The organism is Streptomyces sp. bgisy100 (assembly GCF_057709105.1).
Genome location: NZ_JBYITE010000051.1, coordinates 19,674 through 35,478, shown reverse-complemented (window position 1 = coordinate 35,478; position 15,805 = coordinate 19,674). Strand labels below are relative to the sequence as shown.

Genomic DNA, 15,805 nt, shown 5'->3' with positions numbered 1-15,805 from the left:
GGATCGCGTCGACCGCGCCTAGCATGCCGAACCGGCCCGTGATCGACGTCACCCCCCACCTGCCTACCGACCGAGACCGCACCACAGGAGATCCCGTGTACACCGAACCGACCATGCCGGGAGAGGGGACATCGGGCAAAGAGCCGTACCGTGCGGTACAGGCGGGCCCGGAGTTCACGGAACTGCGTCACACCTACCGCTCCTTCGCCTTCCCGCTCACGGTGGCCTTCGTCACCTGGTACCTGCTGTACGTCCTGCTGTCCAACTACGCGGGTGGCCTCATGGGCACCAAGGTGCTCGGCAACATCAACGTCGCCCTCGTCCTCGGCGTCGCCCAGTTCGTCACCACCTTCCTCATCGCCTGGTGGTACGCGCGCCACGCGGCCACCCGGCTCGACCCCCGGGCCGAGGCCATCAAGTCCCGTCTGGAGGGCGACGCATGAGCCCGACGCTGCAGCTCGCGGCCGACGGGGCGGGTGAGCACCGCACCCTGATCGTCACGCTGTTCTCGGTCTTCGTCGCCGCCACCCTGGGCATCACCGTCTGGGCCGGCCGGCAGACCAAGGACGCCACCGACTTCTACGCCGGCGGCCGCTCCTTCACCGGTTTCCAGAACGGCCTCGCCATCTCCGGCGACTACATGTCGGCCGCGTCCTTCCTGGGGATCGCAGGCGCCATCGCCCTCTCCGGTTACGACGGATTCCTCTACTCCATCGGCTTCCTCGTGGCCTGGCTGGTGGCGTTGCTGCTGGTCGCCGAGCCGCTGCGGAACTCCGGGCGCTACACGATGGGCGATGTGCTCGCGTTCCGGATGCGGCAGCGGCCGGTGCGGACGGCGGCCGGGGTCTCCACCATCGTGGTGTCCATCTTCTATCTGCTGGCGCAGATGGTCGGCGCCGGTGCGCTGGTCGCGCTGCTGCTCGGCATCACCGGGGAGGCCGGCAAGAACCTGGTCGTCGTCCTGGTCGGGATCATCATGATCCTCTACGTGACGGTCGGCGGGATGAAGGGCACCACCTGGGTGCAGATCGTCAAGGCGGTCCTGCTGATCGCCGGAACCCTGCTGATCACCGTGCTGGTGCTGAGCAAGTTCGACTGGAACATCTCGCAGCTGCTCGGCGCCGCCGCGGAGAACAGCGGCAAGGGCTCCGCCTTCCTCGAACCCGGCCTGAAGTACGGCGCCACCGCCACGTCGAAGATCGACTTCATCTCGCTGGGCGTCGCCCTGGTCCTCGGCACCGCCGGGCTCCCGCACATCCTGATCCGCTTCTACACCGTGCCCAGCGCCCAGGCCGCCCGGAAGTCGGTGATCTGGGCGATCGGGATCATCGGCGGCTTCTACCTGATGACGATCGTGCTCGGCTTCGGTGCCGCGGCCCTCCTCGACCAGGAGACGATCACCAAGTCGAACCCGGCGGGCAACACCGCCGCCGTGCTGGTCGCCGAGCAGGTCGGCGGCGGCAGCGGCTCGACCGGCGGCGCCATCCTGCTCGCGGTGATCTCGGCGGTCGCATTCGCGACCATCCTCGCGGTCGTCGCCGGACTCACCCTCGCCTCGTCCTCGTCCTTCGCCCATGACATCTACGCCAATGTCATCCGCAGGGGGCAGGCGACCGAGAAGGAGGAGGTCGCCTCGGCCCGGATCTCGGCGGTCGCGATCGGCGCCGTCTCCATCGGGCTGGGGATCTTCGCGGGCAAGCTCAACGTCGCCGGCCTGGTGGCGCTGGCCTTCGCGGTCGCGGCTTCGGCCAATCTGCCGACGATCCTCTACAGCCTGTTCTGGAGGCGCTTCACCACCCGGGGCGCGCTGTGGTCGATCTACGGCGGCCTCTCCGTGTCCGTGCTGCTGGTGCTCTTCTCGCCGGTGGTCTCCGGCAAGGAGACCTCGATGTTCCCGGGCGTCGACTTCCACTGGTTCCCGCTGGAGAATCCCGGCCTGATCTCCATCCCGCTGGGCTTCCTGCTCGGCTGGCTGGGCTCGGTCCTCTCCAAGGAACAGCCGGACGCGGCCAAGTACGCTGAGCTGGAGGTCCGCTCGCTCACCGGAACCGGCGCGCACTGACACTCCGACGGGCTCCGGCCGGCCCCTCTCACGGAACGTGACCGGTCCCGGCTTCAACGATCTGTTGAAGATCGGACCGATCGCGTAGGCTGCAAAGACAGGGACATCCTCGTCAGGCTGGTCCGCAGCATCCGTGGGAGGGGCCGCAACCATGCTCGTCGACACTTACGGTCGGGTCGCCACCGACCTGCGTGTCTCGCTCACCGACCGGTGCAACCTGCGGTGCACCTACTGCATGCCCGAAGAGGGCCTGCAGTGGCTGGGCAAGCCCGACCTGCTCACCGACGACGAGATCGTCCGGCTGATCCGCATCGCCGTCACCACCCTCGGCGTGGACGAGGTCCGCTTCACCGGCGGCGAGCCGCTGCTGCGGCCGGGGCTCGTCGGCATCGTCGAGCGCTGCGCCGCCCTCGAACCGCGCCCCCGGATGTCCATCACCACCAACGGCATCGGCCTCCGGCGCACCGCCCGGGCCCTGAAGGACGCCGGGCTCGACCGGGTCAACGTCTCACTCGACACCCTGCGCCCCGAGGTCTTCCAGGCGCTGACCCGGCGCAAGCGCCATCACGACGTGCTCAGCGGCCTCGAGGCCGCCCGCGAGGCGGACCTCACCCCCGTCAAGGTCAACTCCGTCCTGATGCCCGGCCTCAACGACGACGAGGCGCCCGACCTGCTGTCCTGGGCCGTCGAGAACGCCTACGAACTGCGCTTCATCGAGCAGATGCCGCTCGACGCCCAGCACGGCTGGAAGCGCGACGGCATGATCACCGCCGCGCAGATCCTGGAGAGCCTGCGCACCCGCTTCGAGCTCACCCCCGAGGGCGAGGAGCAGCGGGGCTCCGCCCCCGCCGAACGCTGGCTGGTCGACGGCGGGCCGGCCCGGGTCGGCGTCATCGCCTCCGTCACCCGCCCCTTCTGCCGGGCCTGCGACCGCACCCGGCTCACCGCCGACGGCCAGGTCCGGACCTGCCTGTTCGCCCGGGAGGAGTCGGATCTGCGCGGCGCGCTGCGCTCCGGCGCCACGGACGAGGAGATCGCCGGGCTGTGGCGGACGGCGATGTGGGGCAAGAAGGCCGGCTCGGGGCTGGACGATCCGTGGTTCCTCCAGCCGGAGCGCCCGATGTCGGCCATCGGCGGCTGACCGGACGCAGCACCAGCGATCCCGGGCCCCGGCCGCGGACTCCGCGCTCTTCGGCGCCGGGTCCCGCGCCCGGCCCGCCGGGCTTCGCCTTCCGGGCTCCGATGTCCAGCGCCCCGGGCCCCGGCGACGTCCGGGGCCCGGCGACGACTCAGCCCTCCGGTACTCGACGCCCTGTCACCCGGCGCCAGGTCACTCGACGCGCAGTCACTCGGTGCCCCGCACCCGGCGCTCCGTCACATGCCGTCCTGTCACGCGGCGTTCGGCGACCCGGCGTCCCGGTCACCCCCGTCCGGTCAGCCGGCGTCCGGTCACTCGGCCTCGGAGCGCCGCTCCCACTCCTCCAGCGTCACGACCTCCTTCAGGAAGTCCCGCACCCCGAGGAACGACGACAGATGCTCGCGGTGCTCCTCGCACGCCAGCCAGGTCTTCCGGCGCTCCGGAGTGTGCAGCTTGGGGTTGTTCCAGGCCAGTACCCACACCGCGGGGACACGGCAGCCCTTGGCCGAGCAGATCGGAGAAGTGTCAGTCACACGGCCAAGCCTGCATCATCGCGGGGCAGGGGCGGCGCGCGGGGGCCGAACGGCCCGGAACATGGCGACGCCGGGCAGCCACGGGGGGAGCCGCCCGGCGTCGGTCCGTCGCTCCGACGGGGGATGCGGAGCGCGTACGAAGTATGTCACGGGGGACCCTGGCGGGTGCACCCGATCCGCAGGATTGATCTGAGCTTTTCTTGAGCTTTGGCGATCCTCGCAGCTCAGCGGGGCTGCTGCGGCTGCTGGTCGTGCTCCGCACCGGAAGTCCCGGGGGCCTCATGCGCCCCGTCCTCCTCCGTACCGCGGTTCAGCGCCGGCCGCTCGGGCGGCGGAATGAACGTCGAGGGGAGTGAAGGAGCGTTCTCCCGGCCCGCGTTGGCGATCACCACGGCAATGTACGGGAGCGCGAAGCCCAGCACCAGAGCGACGATCGCCACCGGCCGTTCCACGTTCCACAGCACGACCGCCAGCAGGAACGACACGGTGCGCACCAGCATCGAGATGACGTACCGGCGCTGCCGGCCCCGTACGTCCTCGGCCAGCCCCTGACGGGCTCCCGTGATCCGGAAGACCCCGTCGCCGTGCTGCTTCCGCCTCACGTTCCACCACCTGACATCCCGTGCCGAGCCTGAAAGGTCCGGACATGTTCAACGGTACGCCGTGGCACCGTCGTCCACGCACCCGGGTCAGGCCTTTCCGGCGTGCCCCGGGCCCTTCCGCCGGGGCGGGGGTACGCCGCCCGAGGCCGGGGCACCGGCCGCCGTGGCGGCCCGTCCGGAGCGCCGCGCCCCCGGGGTGCGCCACACCGCGGCCGGGCCGAAACTGGCCGTGAGGGGTGCCGGCCCGACCCGTCGGCACCTCCTGTCCGCGTCCTACCGCGCGGCGCGAGGAGGCAGCCATGGGCTGGTTGTGGGCCATCATCGTCGGACTCGTACTGGGGGTGCTGGCCAGGGCGATCCTGCCCGGCCGACAGAACATCCCCGTCTGGCTGACCATCGTCTTCGGCATCATCGGCAGCCTCATCGGCAACGCCGTGGCCCGTGCCCTCGGCATCGGCGAGACGAGCGGCATCGACTGGGGCCGCCATCTGCTGCAGATCGCCGGAGCCGTGCTCATCGTGGCCCTGGGCACCCCGCTGTGGGCGCAGATCCGCGGCCGGAGACACACCGCCTGACCGGCCGACGGCGGCGGGACGCGCCTCGCGTCCCGCCGCCGTCGCCGTACGCCGTCGTGCCCGCGGTGGCTACAGCCCCCGGATCTCGGCGATCTTCCGGCCCGCCTTCAGGTAGACGGTGCCGCTCAGGCCCTTCTCCGCCAGCACCCGCGGGACGACCTCCCCGAGCGGGCCGGTGGCGGCCGCCTCGTCCAGGACCGCCGTCTGCTGGCCGGTCCCGGTCTCGACGACCAGCCGCAGCCCGTTCTGCTTGGCCAGCCGACGGGCCGCCGAGGCGCTCTGGGTGAACTCCAGCACCTTGGTCAGCACCGTCGCCACCGTCTCCCCGCCGTGCTCCGCGGCGTCCACCGACGGCAGCGACTCGACCTCGGTGAAGCTCTTCTTCGAGAACTGCGCGATGAAGCCCGCACGGGCCGCCATCGCGGCGTCCACGCCGTAGAGCGCCGCCACGACCTCACCCGCCAGGACCTTCTTCAGGTCCATGGGGTGCAGCGACTTCTCCTCGATCCGGGACAGCGCGAGCGAGATCTCCTCGTCCGTCCACTCGGTCCATGCCTTCAGGTACGGCTCCATCAGCCGGTCCGGCACCGACATGATCTTGCCGAAGACGTCCTCCGCGGTCGCGTTCAGACCGACGTAGTTGCCCTTGGACTTGGACATCTTGGCGCCCGAGCCGTCCGTGCCCTCGATCAGCGGCATGGTGACGACCAGCTGCTGCTGCTGTCCCCGCAGCTCCATCAGCTTGCGGCCCATCTGCAGGTTCAGCAGCTGGTCCGCGCCGCCCAGCTCCACGTCGCACTCCAGCGCCACCGAGTCCAGGCCCTGGGCGATCGGGTACAGCAGCTCCGACATCGTCAGCCCCGACCCGTCCGCGAGCCGGTTGCGGAAGTCGTCGCGCTGGAGCAGCTGCGAGACCGGCACCTGGGAGAGCAGGCCCAGCAGCTCCGGGAAGGTGTACGGCGCCAGCCACTCGCTGTTCTGCCGGAAACGGACCTTCTCGAAGTCGAAGAACGGCCGCACCTGCTCCCGGTAACCGGCCAGGTTCGCGGCGATGTCCTCGTCCGTCAGGGGCGGCCGCTCGGCCGTCCGGCCCGACGGGTCGCCGATCTTGGCCGTGAAGTCACCGATCAGCAGGGTGACATCGTGACCCATGCGCTGGAAGCGGCTGAGGATGATCATGGGGACGGTGTGGCCGAGGTGCACATCGGCCGCGGTGGGGTCGATGCCGAGCTTGAGGCTCAGCCCCCGGCCCCCGGCCCGGCGCTCCTCGATCCGCTCCGCCAGCCTGCTGACCGACGGGATCACATCCACCGTGCGCCGGGCGATCAGCTCCGCCTGGTCCTTCGCCGACAGGTCCGACAGGTCGAGATAGCGCCTCGCCTTCGTCTCCGTGAGCAGCTGCTCCACGGTCTTGTCGGAGGAGAGGTCCTGCGCCAGCAGTGCGCTGGTGCGAGCGACGGAGTCGCCGAGGCGTGTCATGACGTTCCTGGAGGATCGGGACGGACAGGTGGACGGGGTGAATTCTATTTGGTCGGGGACCGCGGCCCGGCCGGGCATCGCGCCCCGGCCGGTCCGGCGAGAAGGGCGGCGCTGCCGGGCCGTGTCCGGGGCCGCGGGGTGAGCGTGGGCGTGAGCGTGCGTGCGGGTGAGCGTGGACGTGCGGCCGGGGGCGTGGGCGCGGGTGTGCGGGCGGGGGGCCGGGCCGGACCCGGCCGCCCCGGCAGGCCGACGGATCCGCCCTCGTCAGACGCCCCGGCTGACCGAGCTCATATGGAAGTCCGGAATCCGCAGGGCGGGCATCGCGGCCCGGGTGAACCAGTCGCCCCACTCCCGCGGCAGCGTCGGCTCGGTGCGCCCCGCCTCGGTCACCCGGGACAGCAGGTCGACCGGTGATTCGTTGAAGCGGAAGTTGTTGACCTCCCCGACGACCTCGCCGTTCTCCACCAGATAGACGCCGTCCCGGGTGAGCCCGGTGAGCAGCAGCGTCGCCGGGTCGACCTCCCGGATGTACCAGAGACAGGTCAGCAGCAGCCCCCGCCGCGTCCGGGCGACCATCTCCTCCAGCGACTGCTCGCCGCCGCCGTCCAGGATCAGGTTGTCGGTCGGCGGGGCCACCGGCATGCCGGTCACCTTGGAGGTGTGCCGGGTGGTGACCAGACGGCTCAGCCGGCCCTCACTGATCCACTCGGTGGGCTCCAGCGGCAGGCCGTTGTCGAAGACCGAGGCGTCGTCGCCCGAGGCGTGCGCCAGCAGGAACGGCGCGCACTCCAGCCCGGCCGCGTGCGGGTCGCTGCGCAGTGTCAGCGGCAGCGGGGACAGCTTCTCGCCCAGCCGGGTGCCGCCGGCCGGCTTGCTGAAGACCGTACGGCCCTCGACCGCGTCCCGGGCCGTGGCGGACCACTGCTGGTAGACGAGCAGATCCGCGACGGCCGTCGGCGGCAGCAGCGTCTCGTACCGTCCGGCGTCCAGCTCCACCCGCCGCTGGGCCCAGGCCAGCCGCCGGGCCAGCTCCGCGTCCATCGCGGCCGGGTCGACATCGGTGAAGTCCCGGGTGGCCCGCCCCGCCCACGCCGAACGCGTGCGGTCCGGCGACTTGGCGTTCAGCTCGAGGGTGCCGGTGGGCTGGTCGTGGCGCAGCCGCAGCCCCGCCGAGGTACCCAGATAGCTGGAGACGACCTGGTGGTTGGCGAAACCGTACAGCTCCCGTCCGCCGTCCCGGGCCCGGGCGAACGCCTCCCCGAGCGCGGGCGCGAACGCCGAGAAGACGGCGGAGGAGGTCTCGGCCGGCGCCTCGGTGAAGTCCGGGGCGGCGGGCACCCCTTCGACCAGCGGCCGGGCGTCCTCGGCGGGCCCCGCCTCGCGGGCCGCCGCTTCGGCCGCCCGCACCAGGGGCTCCAGATCGTCCGCGGTGACGGCCGCCCGCGAGACCACGCCGGACGCGGTGCCCTCCGCCCCGTCCACCAGGGCGACGACGGTCAGCGTCCGGCCGCGTGTCACGCCGTTGGTGGTCAGCGAGTTGCCCGCCCAGCGCAGGTTCGCGCTGGACCCCTCGTCGGCGATCACCACACAGCCGTCGGCGCGGGAGAGTTCGAGGGCGCGCTCCACGACCTCATGCGGCTGGGTCGTGCGGGTCATCGGCCTGCCTCCTGGGTGGTGTTGAGAATGTTGACGCCGCGGAACAGCGCGGAGGGGCAGCCGTGCGACACCGCCGCAACCTGTCCCGGCTGCGCCTTGCCGCAGTTGAACGCCCCGCCGAGCACATAGGTCTGCGGACCGCCGACCGCGGTCATCGACCCCCAGAAGTCGGTCGTCGTCGCCTGGTAGGCGACGTCCCGCAGCTGCCCGGCCAGCCGGCCGTTCTCGATCCGGAAGAACCGCTGCCCGGTGAACTGGAAGTTGTAGCGCTGCATGTCGATCGACCAGGACCGGTCGCCCACGACGTAGATGCCGCGCTCCACCCCGCCGATCATCTCCTCGGTGGACGGCCCGTCCGGCGCGGGCCGGAGCGAGACGTTCGCCATCCGCTGAACCGGCACATGGCCGGGGGAGTCCGCGTACGCACAGCCGTTGGAGCGCTCGAAGCCGGTCAGCCTCGCGATCCGGCGGTCGAGCTGGTAGCCGACCAGCACCCCGTCCCTGACCAGATCCCAGGACTGCCCGGCCACGCCCTCGTCGTCGTAGCCGATCGTCGACAGGCCGTGCTCGGCGGTCCGGTCCCCGGTCACGTTCATCAGCTCGGAGCCGTACCGGAGCTCGCCCAGCCGGTCGAAGGTGGCGAAGGAGGTCCCCGCGTACGCGGCCTCGTACCCCAGGGCCCGGTCCAGTTCGGTGGCGTGGCCGATTGACTCGTGGATGGTCAGCCAGAGGTTCGACGGGTCGACGACCAGGTCGTACGCGCCGGCTTCCACGCTCGGCGCCCGCATCTTCTCCGCCAGCAGCGACGGCAGTTCGGCCAGCTCGGCGTCCCAGTCCCAGCCGGTGCCGGTCAGGTACTCCCAGCCGCGCCCGACCGGCGGGGCGATCGTCCGCATCGAGTCGAACTCACCGCTGACCGGGTCCACGGCGACCGCGGTGAGCTGCGGGTGCAGCCGGATCCGCTGCTGGGTGGTCGTGGTGCCCGCGGTGTCCGCATAGAACTTGTTCTCCCGGACGGTCAGCAGCGAGGCGTCCGCGTGTGCCACGCCGTCGGCCGCCAGCAGCCGGGAGCTCCACTCGGCGAGCAGCTCCCGCTTCTCGGTGTCGGAGACGTCGAACGGGTCGGTCTCGTAGGAGGAGACCCAGGTCCGGTCGGCGTGCACCGGCTCGTCCGCCAGCTCCACCCGCTCGTCCGATCCGGCGGCGGCGATCACCTCCGCCGAGAGCTTCGCCATGGCCACCGCCCGGTCGGCCACCGCGGCGGCGGCATCCGGGGTCAGGTCCACCCCGGAGGCGAAGCCCCAGCTGCCGCCGTGCACCACGCGCACCGCGTATCCCAGGTCGGTGGTGTCGGACGAGCCCGCGAGCCGCGCGTCCCGCAGCCGCCAGGCGGCGCTGCGCACCCGCTCGAACCGGAAGTCCGCGTGCTCGGCGCCCAGCGCGCGGGCACGGGCGAGCGCCGCGTCCGCGAGCGCGCGGAGCGGCAGCGCCAAGAAGGACTCGTCGATGGAATGGGGCACGTCATCCTCCCGGGGTCGTTGCCCCGATCATGCCGCAGAAGCCGCTTGCGGCGGCTGCATTTTCCGGGCGCGCACGGGGCGGACGGCGCGGGGCCGTCCGTCGGGCGGGTCCGCGCCGAGGGAGCCGAGGAGGTCATGAGCGGGGAAGGCCGAGCCGGCGGTCAGAGGCTGTCGCCGGGCGGAACGATCCTGACCACGATGACCAGCCGTTGCCGGGGCGCGACGAGGAAGTAGAAGAACCCACCCGCGGCGTCCAGGTGGCGCAGCCCGCCGGTACGGGGACCGCTTCCCAGGTCCGTGACATCGACGCCGGTGTCGGCCAGTTCCACGAGTTGTGCGACGAGTCGCTCGACCTCGGCGACGACGCCGGACGGCAACCCGTCGGTGACATGCCGCTGGTCCGGGTAGTACTCCCAGGTCCAGGAACCGCTCACCGCTCGCCCTGGGAGAGGGCGGCCCGGGCTTCGTCCAGGATGCGGCCGAGCTCGGCCGCCGCCCGACGGGCCTCGGTCGCGTCGCCCGCCGCTGCCAGGTCCTCCAGTTCACGGAACCGGGCGGCAACGACCGGACGACGTTGGATCTCCACATAGACGGCCCAGCGTGCGGTGAACTGCTGGAGGGGAGTCAGGTCGGAGCCCTGTCTGGCCTGGTCCGCAGCCTGGTCGAGCTCCCGGGTGAAGGGCGGCAGTGCGGCCGGGGCGATCTGAGCAACAGCCTGGCGCAGCGCGGTCACGGTCGCCGGAGGCCGGGGGATGCGGGGCTGCTCCGAGGCTGTGGCGGTCATACGTTCTCCCATGAGCGGCATTCTGGGCCGTGGGGCCAGACTACTCAGTGGCAAGGACGCGGAGGTCAACTGTCCGAGTGATGCGATGGATGAGTTCTGACGCCGCTCCGCGCCGTGCGGCGACGGCGTCCTGAGCGTGGGGGTTCTGTAGGGATCCAACAGTGACCGGGTGATCCCCCTGTCGGGGGTCGATTCTCCGTGGCGCCTCCCAGACCGATAGTTTTTGGGTACCTGACCGCTATCGAAAGGGTGATCCGTTGAGCCGCTCGGTTCTCGTCACCGGAGGAAACCGGGGCATCGGCCTCGCCATCGCCCGCGCCTTCGCCGACGCCGGCGACAAGGTCGCCATCACCTACCGGTCCGGGGAGCCGCCCGCCGGCTTCCTCGCCGTGCGCTGCGACATCACGGACCCCGAGCAGGTCGAGCAGGCCTACAAGGAGATCGAGGAGAAGCACGGCCCGGTCGAGGTGCTGGTGGCCAACGCGGGTGTCACCCGCGACCAGCTCCTGATGCGGATGTCCGAGGAGGACTTCAGCGCCGTCCTGGACACCAACCTGACCGGCACCTTCCGGGTCGTGAAGCGGGCCAATCGCGGCATGCTGCGCGCCAAGAAGGGCCGCGTCGTCCTCATCTCCTCGGTGGTCGGCCTCCTCGGCTCGGCGGGCCAGGCCAACTACGCCGCCTCGAAGGCCGGCCTGATCGGGTTCGCCCGCTCGCTCGCCCGTGAGCTGGGCTCCCGCAACATCACCTTCAACGTCGTCACCCCCGGCTTCGTCGACACCGACATGACGAAGGCCCTCACCGACGAGCAGCGTGAGGGCATCGTCGGCCAGGTGCCGCTGGGCCGCTACGCGCAGCCCGAGGAGATCGCCGCCACGGTGCGCTTCCTCGCCTCGGACGCCGCCTCGTACATCACTGGAGCCGTCATCCCGGTTGACGGCGGATTGGGCATGGGTCACTGATCACATGAGTGGAATCCTCGCCGGCAAGCGCATCCTCGTCACCGGAGTCCTCACCGACTCCTCGATCGCCTTCCACGTCGCCAAGCTCGCCCAGGAGGAGGGCGCCGAGGTCGTGCTCACCGGCTTCGGCCGGCTCAGCCTGGTGGAGCGCATCGCCAAGCGGCTGCCCAAGCCCGCTCCGGTCATCGAGCTGGACGTGCAGAACAAGGAGCACCTCGCGGGTCTCGCCGACAAGGTCGCCGAGCACCTCGGCGAGGGCATCGGCCTCGACGGCGTCGTGCACTCCATCGGCTTCGCGCCGCAGGACGCGCTCGGCGGCAACTTCCTGAACACCGAGTGGGAGTCGGTCGCCACCGCGGTCGAGGTCTCGGCGTTCTCCCTGAAGTCCCTGACCATGGCGCTGCTCCCGCTGCTGGAGAAGCGCGGCGGCTCGGTCGTCGGCATGGACTTCGACGCGCAGATGGCCTGGCCGAAGTACGACTGGATGGGCGTCTCCAAGGCCGCGCTGGAGGCCACCTCCCGCTACCTCGCCCGGGACCTGGGCTCGAAGAACATCCGCTGCAACCTGGTGTCCGCGGGCCCGATCAAGTCGATGGCCGCCAAGTCCATCCCGGGCTTCGAGGAGCTCGCCGACGTGTGGAACACCCGCGCCCCCATCGGCTGGGACCTCTCCGACCCGGAGCCCGCGGGCCGCGGCGTCGTCGCCCTGCTCTCCGACTGGTTCCCCAAGACCACCGGCGAGATCGTGCACGTCGACGGTGGCGTGCACATGATGGGCGCCTGACCTCCGGCACCCGCCCGACCGGCACCGATGCCCCGCCCCGCGCAACCGCGCGGGGCGGGGCATCGCCCGTTCGGCCCAGTACCCCGGGCGCCGCTCCCCGGTGCCGGGGACCCTGGTGAGGTACGACCCCTTGTGGTGCAGCCGCGGTGTCCCCGCAGTACGGCCGAGGAGGTCTCCCGAAGTGCGTGTTCTCCGTCGTGCCGCCGCAGCGGTGCTGGTGCTCTCCGCAGCTGTGATCTCCCCGTCGTCCGCCGCCGCCATCGCGGCCCCGGACACCGGCACCTCCCGTACGCCCCGTCCGGCGCGCCCGGACCCCGGCCGTGAGCCCTGGCCGCCGTACCGCGCGGAGTGCCGGACCCGCATCGAGGGGTCGCGGGCCGTGGTGGCCTGCCACAACCCGTATCCGGAGAGCGACCTGGTCCAGCTGCACATCGAGTGCGACCGGTGGTGGGACCCGGACGTGGACGGCAAGCCGGTGGACGTCGGCCCGGCCAGGACCGTCGAGCTGGCGGACCGCTGCTGGATGGACATACGCGCCGTCTGGGTCACGCACACCCCGGCGCCGCGGTGACGGCGGGCGGCGGGCGGGTCCTCGGAGCCTGAACCGGGGCACGGCCGGGTCCTGGGCTCCAGGGCTCGGGGTTCCGGGGGCCGGGACGTGGGCGGCCCGGTGACCGGGGCCGTCCGCGACGGGCACCGGGCGGGGCGTTCCGCGAGGCCGGGGCCGGGGGCTTCCGGGGCCGGGGCGGGCGCTCCCGAAGCCGGGGCCGGGCGCTCCCGAAAAGCCGGGCGCTTCCGGGGCCGGGGCACGGGCCTTCCCCGGCCGGGCCCCGTGGCGTCAGCGGCCGTCGGCGGCGATCCGCTCGCGGTGGCACGCCAGGGCGTACCCCGCGGCCTCCGCGCCCGCCGCCTCGGCGTCACCGGCGCGGATGGCCTCGACCAGCCGCGCGTGCTCCATGTAGTCCTCGGGCCGCATCCCATGGGGCACATCGCTCCGCAGCCAGTCCCGCAGGACGTCCCGCAGATCGGCGTAGAGCGTGGTCATCACGTCGTTGTGGGAGGCGGCCACCACCGCCAGGTGCAGGGTCGCGTCGGCCTCCACGAAGGCTTCGATGTCGCCCGACTCCCAGGCGGCGTCGCGCCGCTCCAGAAGCACGTCGAGCTGCGCGAGATCGCGTTCGGTGCGGCGCTCCGCGGCCAGTCGGGCGGCCGACGACTCCAGCGTGCTCCGCAGCTCGGCGATGTGCCGCGGGGCGGCGTCCGCGAAGCGCCGCTGCATCACCCCGGCCAGCTCGCTCGTCGCGACCACGTACGTGCCCGAGCCCTGCCGGATGTCCAGCAGCCCGTTGTGGGCGAGGGCGCGCACCGCCTCGCGGACCGTGTTCCGGGCCACCCCCAGCTGCTCGACCAGCTCGGGTTCCGTGGGGATGCGGGAACCGACGGGCCACTCGCCGGAGGCGATCTGCTTCCGCAGTTCGGTGATCACCTGGTCGACGAGCGCGGAACGCCGGGGGCTGGTCAGCGGCATGGCTCTCCAGAACGGTCGGGTCGGTCGGATCTGTGTGTCGGGTCGAGTCTGTCGGAAGGGGCTGGGTGATGGGTGCGGTCGGGGTCAGGGGATCGCCGGTCGGGGCGAGGGGAGCGGCCATGAGCCGAATCGATTGGACAGGCAATCATCCCATGATTCTATGATGGCGCATATGGCCGACGACACCTCCACCCTGAGTCCTGACCGATCCACCGCCACCGAGCCCTCCCGTGCCGAGCCCGCCCACGGCCCGCAGCAGGCCGTGCCCGGCTGGCTGACCCGGCTGGTCGTCGTCGGGCTGGTGCTCGCCGCCCTCAATCTCCGCCCCGCCATCACCAGCCTCGGAGCGCTGCTGGAGGAGGTCCGGGACGGCCTCGGGATGAGCGGTACGGTCGCGGGGCTCCTGACCTCGGTCCCGCCGCTGTGCTTCGCGGTCTTCGGGGTCGCGGCACCCCGGCTGGCGCGCCGCTGGGGCGCCGGCGCCGTCGTCGGCACGGGCATGGCGGCCATCGCGACGGGCCTGCTGATCCGGCCGTTCGCGGGATCCACCGGCGGCTTCCTCGCCGCCAGTGCGCTCGCCCTCGCGGGCATCGCCGTGAGCAACGTGCTGATGCCGGCCATCGTCAAGCGCTGGTTCCCCGACCGTGTCGGCACGATGACCGGTCTCTACTCCATGGGGCTGGCCCTCGGTACCGCCCTCGCCGCGGCCGTCACCGTGCCCGTGACCGGGGTGCTGGGGGACAGCTGGCGCATGGGGCTGGTGGTGTGGGCCCTCCCGGCCTTCCTCGCCGTCCTGCCCTGGCTGCCGCTGTTCCGTGACCGCGACCGCGGCTCGGCGGCGTCCGCCCCCGCTCCCGGGCAGGGTGAGGCCCCGGCTCCCGGGCGGGGCGAGGCCGCCGACGGTTCCCGCGCCGCGGGCCGCAGCATCGCCCGCAGCCGCACCGCCTGGGCCCTCGCCTGCTTCTTCGGCCTCCAGGCGACGGCCGCCTACATCACCATGGGCTGGATGCCGCAGATCTTCCGCGACGCGGGAGTCCCGGCGGCCACCTCCGGTGTCCTGCTCGCCGTGGCCATGGGGCTCGGCGTGCCGCTCTCCTTCGTCCTGCCGCGGCTCGCCGCCCGGATGCGGAACCAGGGACTGCTGGCGATGGGTCTGGGGCTCTGCGGACTCACCGGATACGCGGGTCTGTACCTCGCCCCGGCGGCCGGAGCCTGGGGCTGGGCGCTGCTCCTGGGAGTGTCCAACTGTGCGTTCCCGCTGGTCCTGACCCTGATCGGGATGCGCACCCGGACCGGGGCGGCGGTGGTGCGGCTCTCCGCCTTCGCCCAGAGCGTCGGCTACCTCATCTCGATCCCCGGGCCGCTGCTGATCGGCGTGCTCTACCAGCACAGCGGTGGCTGGGGGCTGCCCCTCGCGTTGATGGCCTGCCTGATGGTGCCGCAGATCGGACTGGGGCTGCTGGCCGGGCGGAACCGCTTCGTGGAGGACGAACTCGGCGGGTGAGCCGACGCCGACGGCCGGGGGCCGCCGGACGGTCCCGTGACCCGGGGAGGGACCGTCCGGCGGCCCCCGGCCGTGCTCGGCATCCCGTGGCCCGGGGCGCTCGCGGCCGGACCCGAGGGGGGAGGCCCGGGCCCGGGGTGCGAGACTGGCCGCATGCCAGTGCTGGATCCCCACCCCCAGAACAGCCAGAAGAAGCTGCTCGCCGTCCTCGGTCTGATGCTCGTCATCACCGTGGTCATCGGCGTGATAGCGAGCGTCGCCTCCCCCTGAGCCGTGCGGCCGCGGTGAGGCCGTGAGCGGGGCGTGCCCAGCGCGCCAACCCGCCGTCACCGCTCGTCTCCGTGATCTCGAGGACCCGGCAGGCGCCCCGGCCCGCTGAGCGACGCCGGGAGCGGCGCCCGGGTGGACCTGCTTCCCCTAGGGGACGGGGATCAGGGGTGCATGGGTGGATCACCGGATGGGCCCGGTGGGCCGGCGTCCGTAGGTTCGGGGTACACCGCGCCGTGCGGTGGGCGCGGCCGTGGCAGGCGGCCGCGCCGTCCTACGCGACCTACGGAGGCGGGTCCCATGGCGGCGCCCACGCTGTCGTCCCGTACGCGGACGGGTGTCCGTACATGGACCGGTGCCCGTATGCAGACCGGTGCCCGAACTCGTACCGGGCCGGGAGCCCGCAACCGG

General features: G+C 72.2%; 17 protein-coding genes. 9 read left to right on the top strand and 8 right to left on the bottom strand.

Annotated features, from left to right (window positions below; all coding sequences use genetic code 11):
• Positions 1-113: 113 nt before the first annotated feature.
• From AC3EQ1_RS26385 to moaA, 3 genes are all read left to right on the top strand, one after another.
• Entirely contained in the window at positions 114-443 is a 330-nt protein-coding gene (locus AC3EQ1_RS26385; RefSeq protein ID WP_351515090.1) for a DUF485 domain-containing protein, read from the top strand.
• Positions 440-2,062, top strand: a complete 1,623-nt coding sequence (locus tag AC3EQ1_RS26380; RefSeq protein ID WP_432096831.1) for a solute symporter family protein — start codon at positions 440-442, stop codon at positions 2,060-2,062. Before AC3EQ1_RS26385 ends, AC3EQ1_RS26380 begins: the two co-directional genes overlap by 4 nt.
• A gap of 151 nt (positions 2,063-2,213) precedes the next feature.
• Positions 2,214-3,203, top strand: coding sequence for a GTP 3',8-cyclase MoaA (moaA, locus tag AC3EQ1_RS26375; protein WP_432096830.1), 990 nt, complete (start codon positions 2,214-2,216; stop codon positions 3,201-3,203).
• A 308-nt stretch (positions 3,204-3,511) separates the two neighbouring features.
• On the opposite strand, the gene AC3EQ1_RS26370 is transcribed toward moaA, so the two are convergent.
• Entirely contained in the window at positions 3,512-3,733 is a 222-nt protein-coding gene (locus tag AC3EQ1_RS26370) for a hypothetical protein (RefSeq protein WP_432096829.1), read from the bottom strand.
• A gap of 224 nt (positions 3,734-3,957) precedes the next feature.
• A complete protein-coding gene (locus AC3EQ1_RS26365) occupies positions 3,958-4,335 on the bottom strand; it encodes a DUF3099 domain-containing protein (protein ID WP_432096828.1) in 378 nt (125 codons plus the stop codon).
• 299 nt (positions 4,336-4,634) lie between these two features.
• Between AC3EQ1_RS26365 and AC3EQ1_RS26360 the strand changes: the two genes are divergently transcribed.
• Positions 4,635-4,910 carry a GlsB/YeaQ/YmgE family stress response membrane protein gene (locus tag AC3EQ1_RS26360; protein WP_432096827.1) on the top strand — a complete coding sequence of 92 codons (276 nt, stop codon included), beginning with the start codon at positions 4,635-4,637 and terminating at the stop codon, positions 4,908-4,910.
• A gap of 69 nt (positions 4,911-4,979) precedes the next feature.
• On the opposite strand, the gene tyrS is transcribed toward AC3EQ1_RS26360, so the two are convergent.
• From tyrS to AC3EQ1_RS26335, 5 genes are all read right to left on the bottom strand, one after another.
• Positions 4,980-6,389 carry a tyrosine--tRNA ligase gene (gene tyrS, locus AC3EQ1_RS26355; protein ID WP_432096826.1) on the bottom strand — a complete coding sequence of 470 codons (1,410 nt, stop codon included), beginning with the start codon at positions 6,387-6,389 and terminating at the stop codon, positions 4,980-4,982.
• A gap of 264 nt (positions 6,390-6,653) precedes the next feature.
• Positions 6,654-8,045, bottom strand: a complete 1,392-nt coding sequence (locus AC3EQ1_RS26350) for a metallopeptidase TldD-related protein (RefSeq protein ID WP_432096825.1) — start codon at positions 8,043-8,045, stop codon at positions 6,654-6,656.
• Complete coding sequence (locus tag AC3EQ1_RS26345) at positions 8,042-9,565, bottom strand: TldD/PmbA family protein (RefSeq protein WP_432096824.1); 1,524 nt, start codon at positions 9,563-9,565, stop codon at positions 8,042-8,044. The genes AC3EQ1_RS26350 and AC3EQ1_RS26345 overlap by 4 nt, the downstream gene beginning before the upstream one ends.
• 161 nt (positions 9,566-9,726) lie before the next feature.
• Positions 9,727-9,999: a hypothetical protein gene (locus AC3EQ1_RS26340; protein WP_432096823.1), complete on the bottom strand. Its 273-nt coding sequence runs from the start codon at positions 9,997-9,999 to the stop codon at positions 9,727-9,729.
• Positions 9,996-10,349: a hypothetical protein gene (locus AC3EQ1_RS26335; protein ID WP_351515087.1), complete on the bottom strand. Its 354-nt coding sequence runs from the start codon at positions 10,347-10,349 to the stop codon at positions 9,996-9,998. The genes AC3EQ1_RS26340 and AC3EQ1_RS26335 overlap by 4 nt, the downstream gene beginning before the upstream one ends.
• 257 nt (positions 10,350-10,606) lie before the next feature.
• Here AC3EQ1_RS26335 and fabG point away from each other — a divergent pair, with 257 nt between their 5' ends.
• The 3 genes from fabG (at position 10,607) to AC3EQ1_RS26320 (ending at position 12,666) form a co-directional block, all read left to right on the top strand.
• Positions 10,607-11,311, top strand: coding sequence for a 3-oxoacyl-[acyl-carrier-protein] reductase (gene fabG / locus AC3EQ1_RS26330; protein ID WP_432096822.1), 705 nt, complete (start codon positions 10,607-10,609; stop codon positions 11,309-11,311).
• Positions 11,312-11,315: 4 nt separating this feature from the next.
• Positions 11,316-12,095, top strand: coding sequence for an enoyl-ACP reductase FabI (gene fabI / locus AC3EQ1_RS26325; RefSeq protein ID WP_388855543.1), 780 nt, complete (start codon positions 11,316-11,318; stop codon positions 12,093-12,095).
• 181 nt (positions 12,096-12,276) lie between these two features.
• Positions 12,277-12,666: a hypothetical protein gene (locus AC3EQ1_RS26320; RefSeq protein WP_432096821.1), complete on the top strand. Its 390-nt coding sequence runs from the start codon at positions 12,277-12,279 to the stop codon at positions 12,664-12,666.
• Positions 12,667-12,933: 267 nt separating this feature from the next.
• Here the strand turns inward: AC3EQ1_RS26320 and AC3EQ1_RS26315 are convergent, their stop codons facing one another.
• A complete protein-coding gene (locus AC3EQ1_RS26315) occupies positions 12,934-13,623 on the bottom strand; it encodes a FadR/GntR family transcriptional regulator (protein WP_432096820.1) in 690 nt (229 codons plus the stop codon).
• A 172-nt stretch (positions 13,624-13,795) separates the two neighbouring features.
• Here AC3EQ1_RS26315 and AC3EQ1_RS26310 point away from each other — a divergent pair, with 172 nt between their 5' ends.
• Together AC3EQ1_RS26310 and AC3EQ1_RS26305 are read left to right on the top strand one after the other, a co-directional pair.
• The gene (locus AC3EQ1_RS26310) at positions 13,796-15,127 is read left to right on the top strand and encodes a CynX/NimT family MFS transporter (RefSeq protein WP_432096819.1); all 1,332 of its coding nucleotides are present in this window, start codon (positions 13,796-13,798) and stop codon (positions 15,125-15,127) included.
• 153 nt (positions 15,128-15,280) lie between these two features.
• Positions 15,281-15,397 (top strand): SGM_5486 family transporter-associated protein, encoded by a 117-nt coding sequence (locus AC3EQ1_RS26305; RefSeq protein ID WP_388855531.1) that lies wholly within the window; start codon positions 15,281-15,283, stop codon positions 15,395-15,397.
• Positions 15,398-15,805 lie beyond the last annotated feature (408 nt).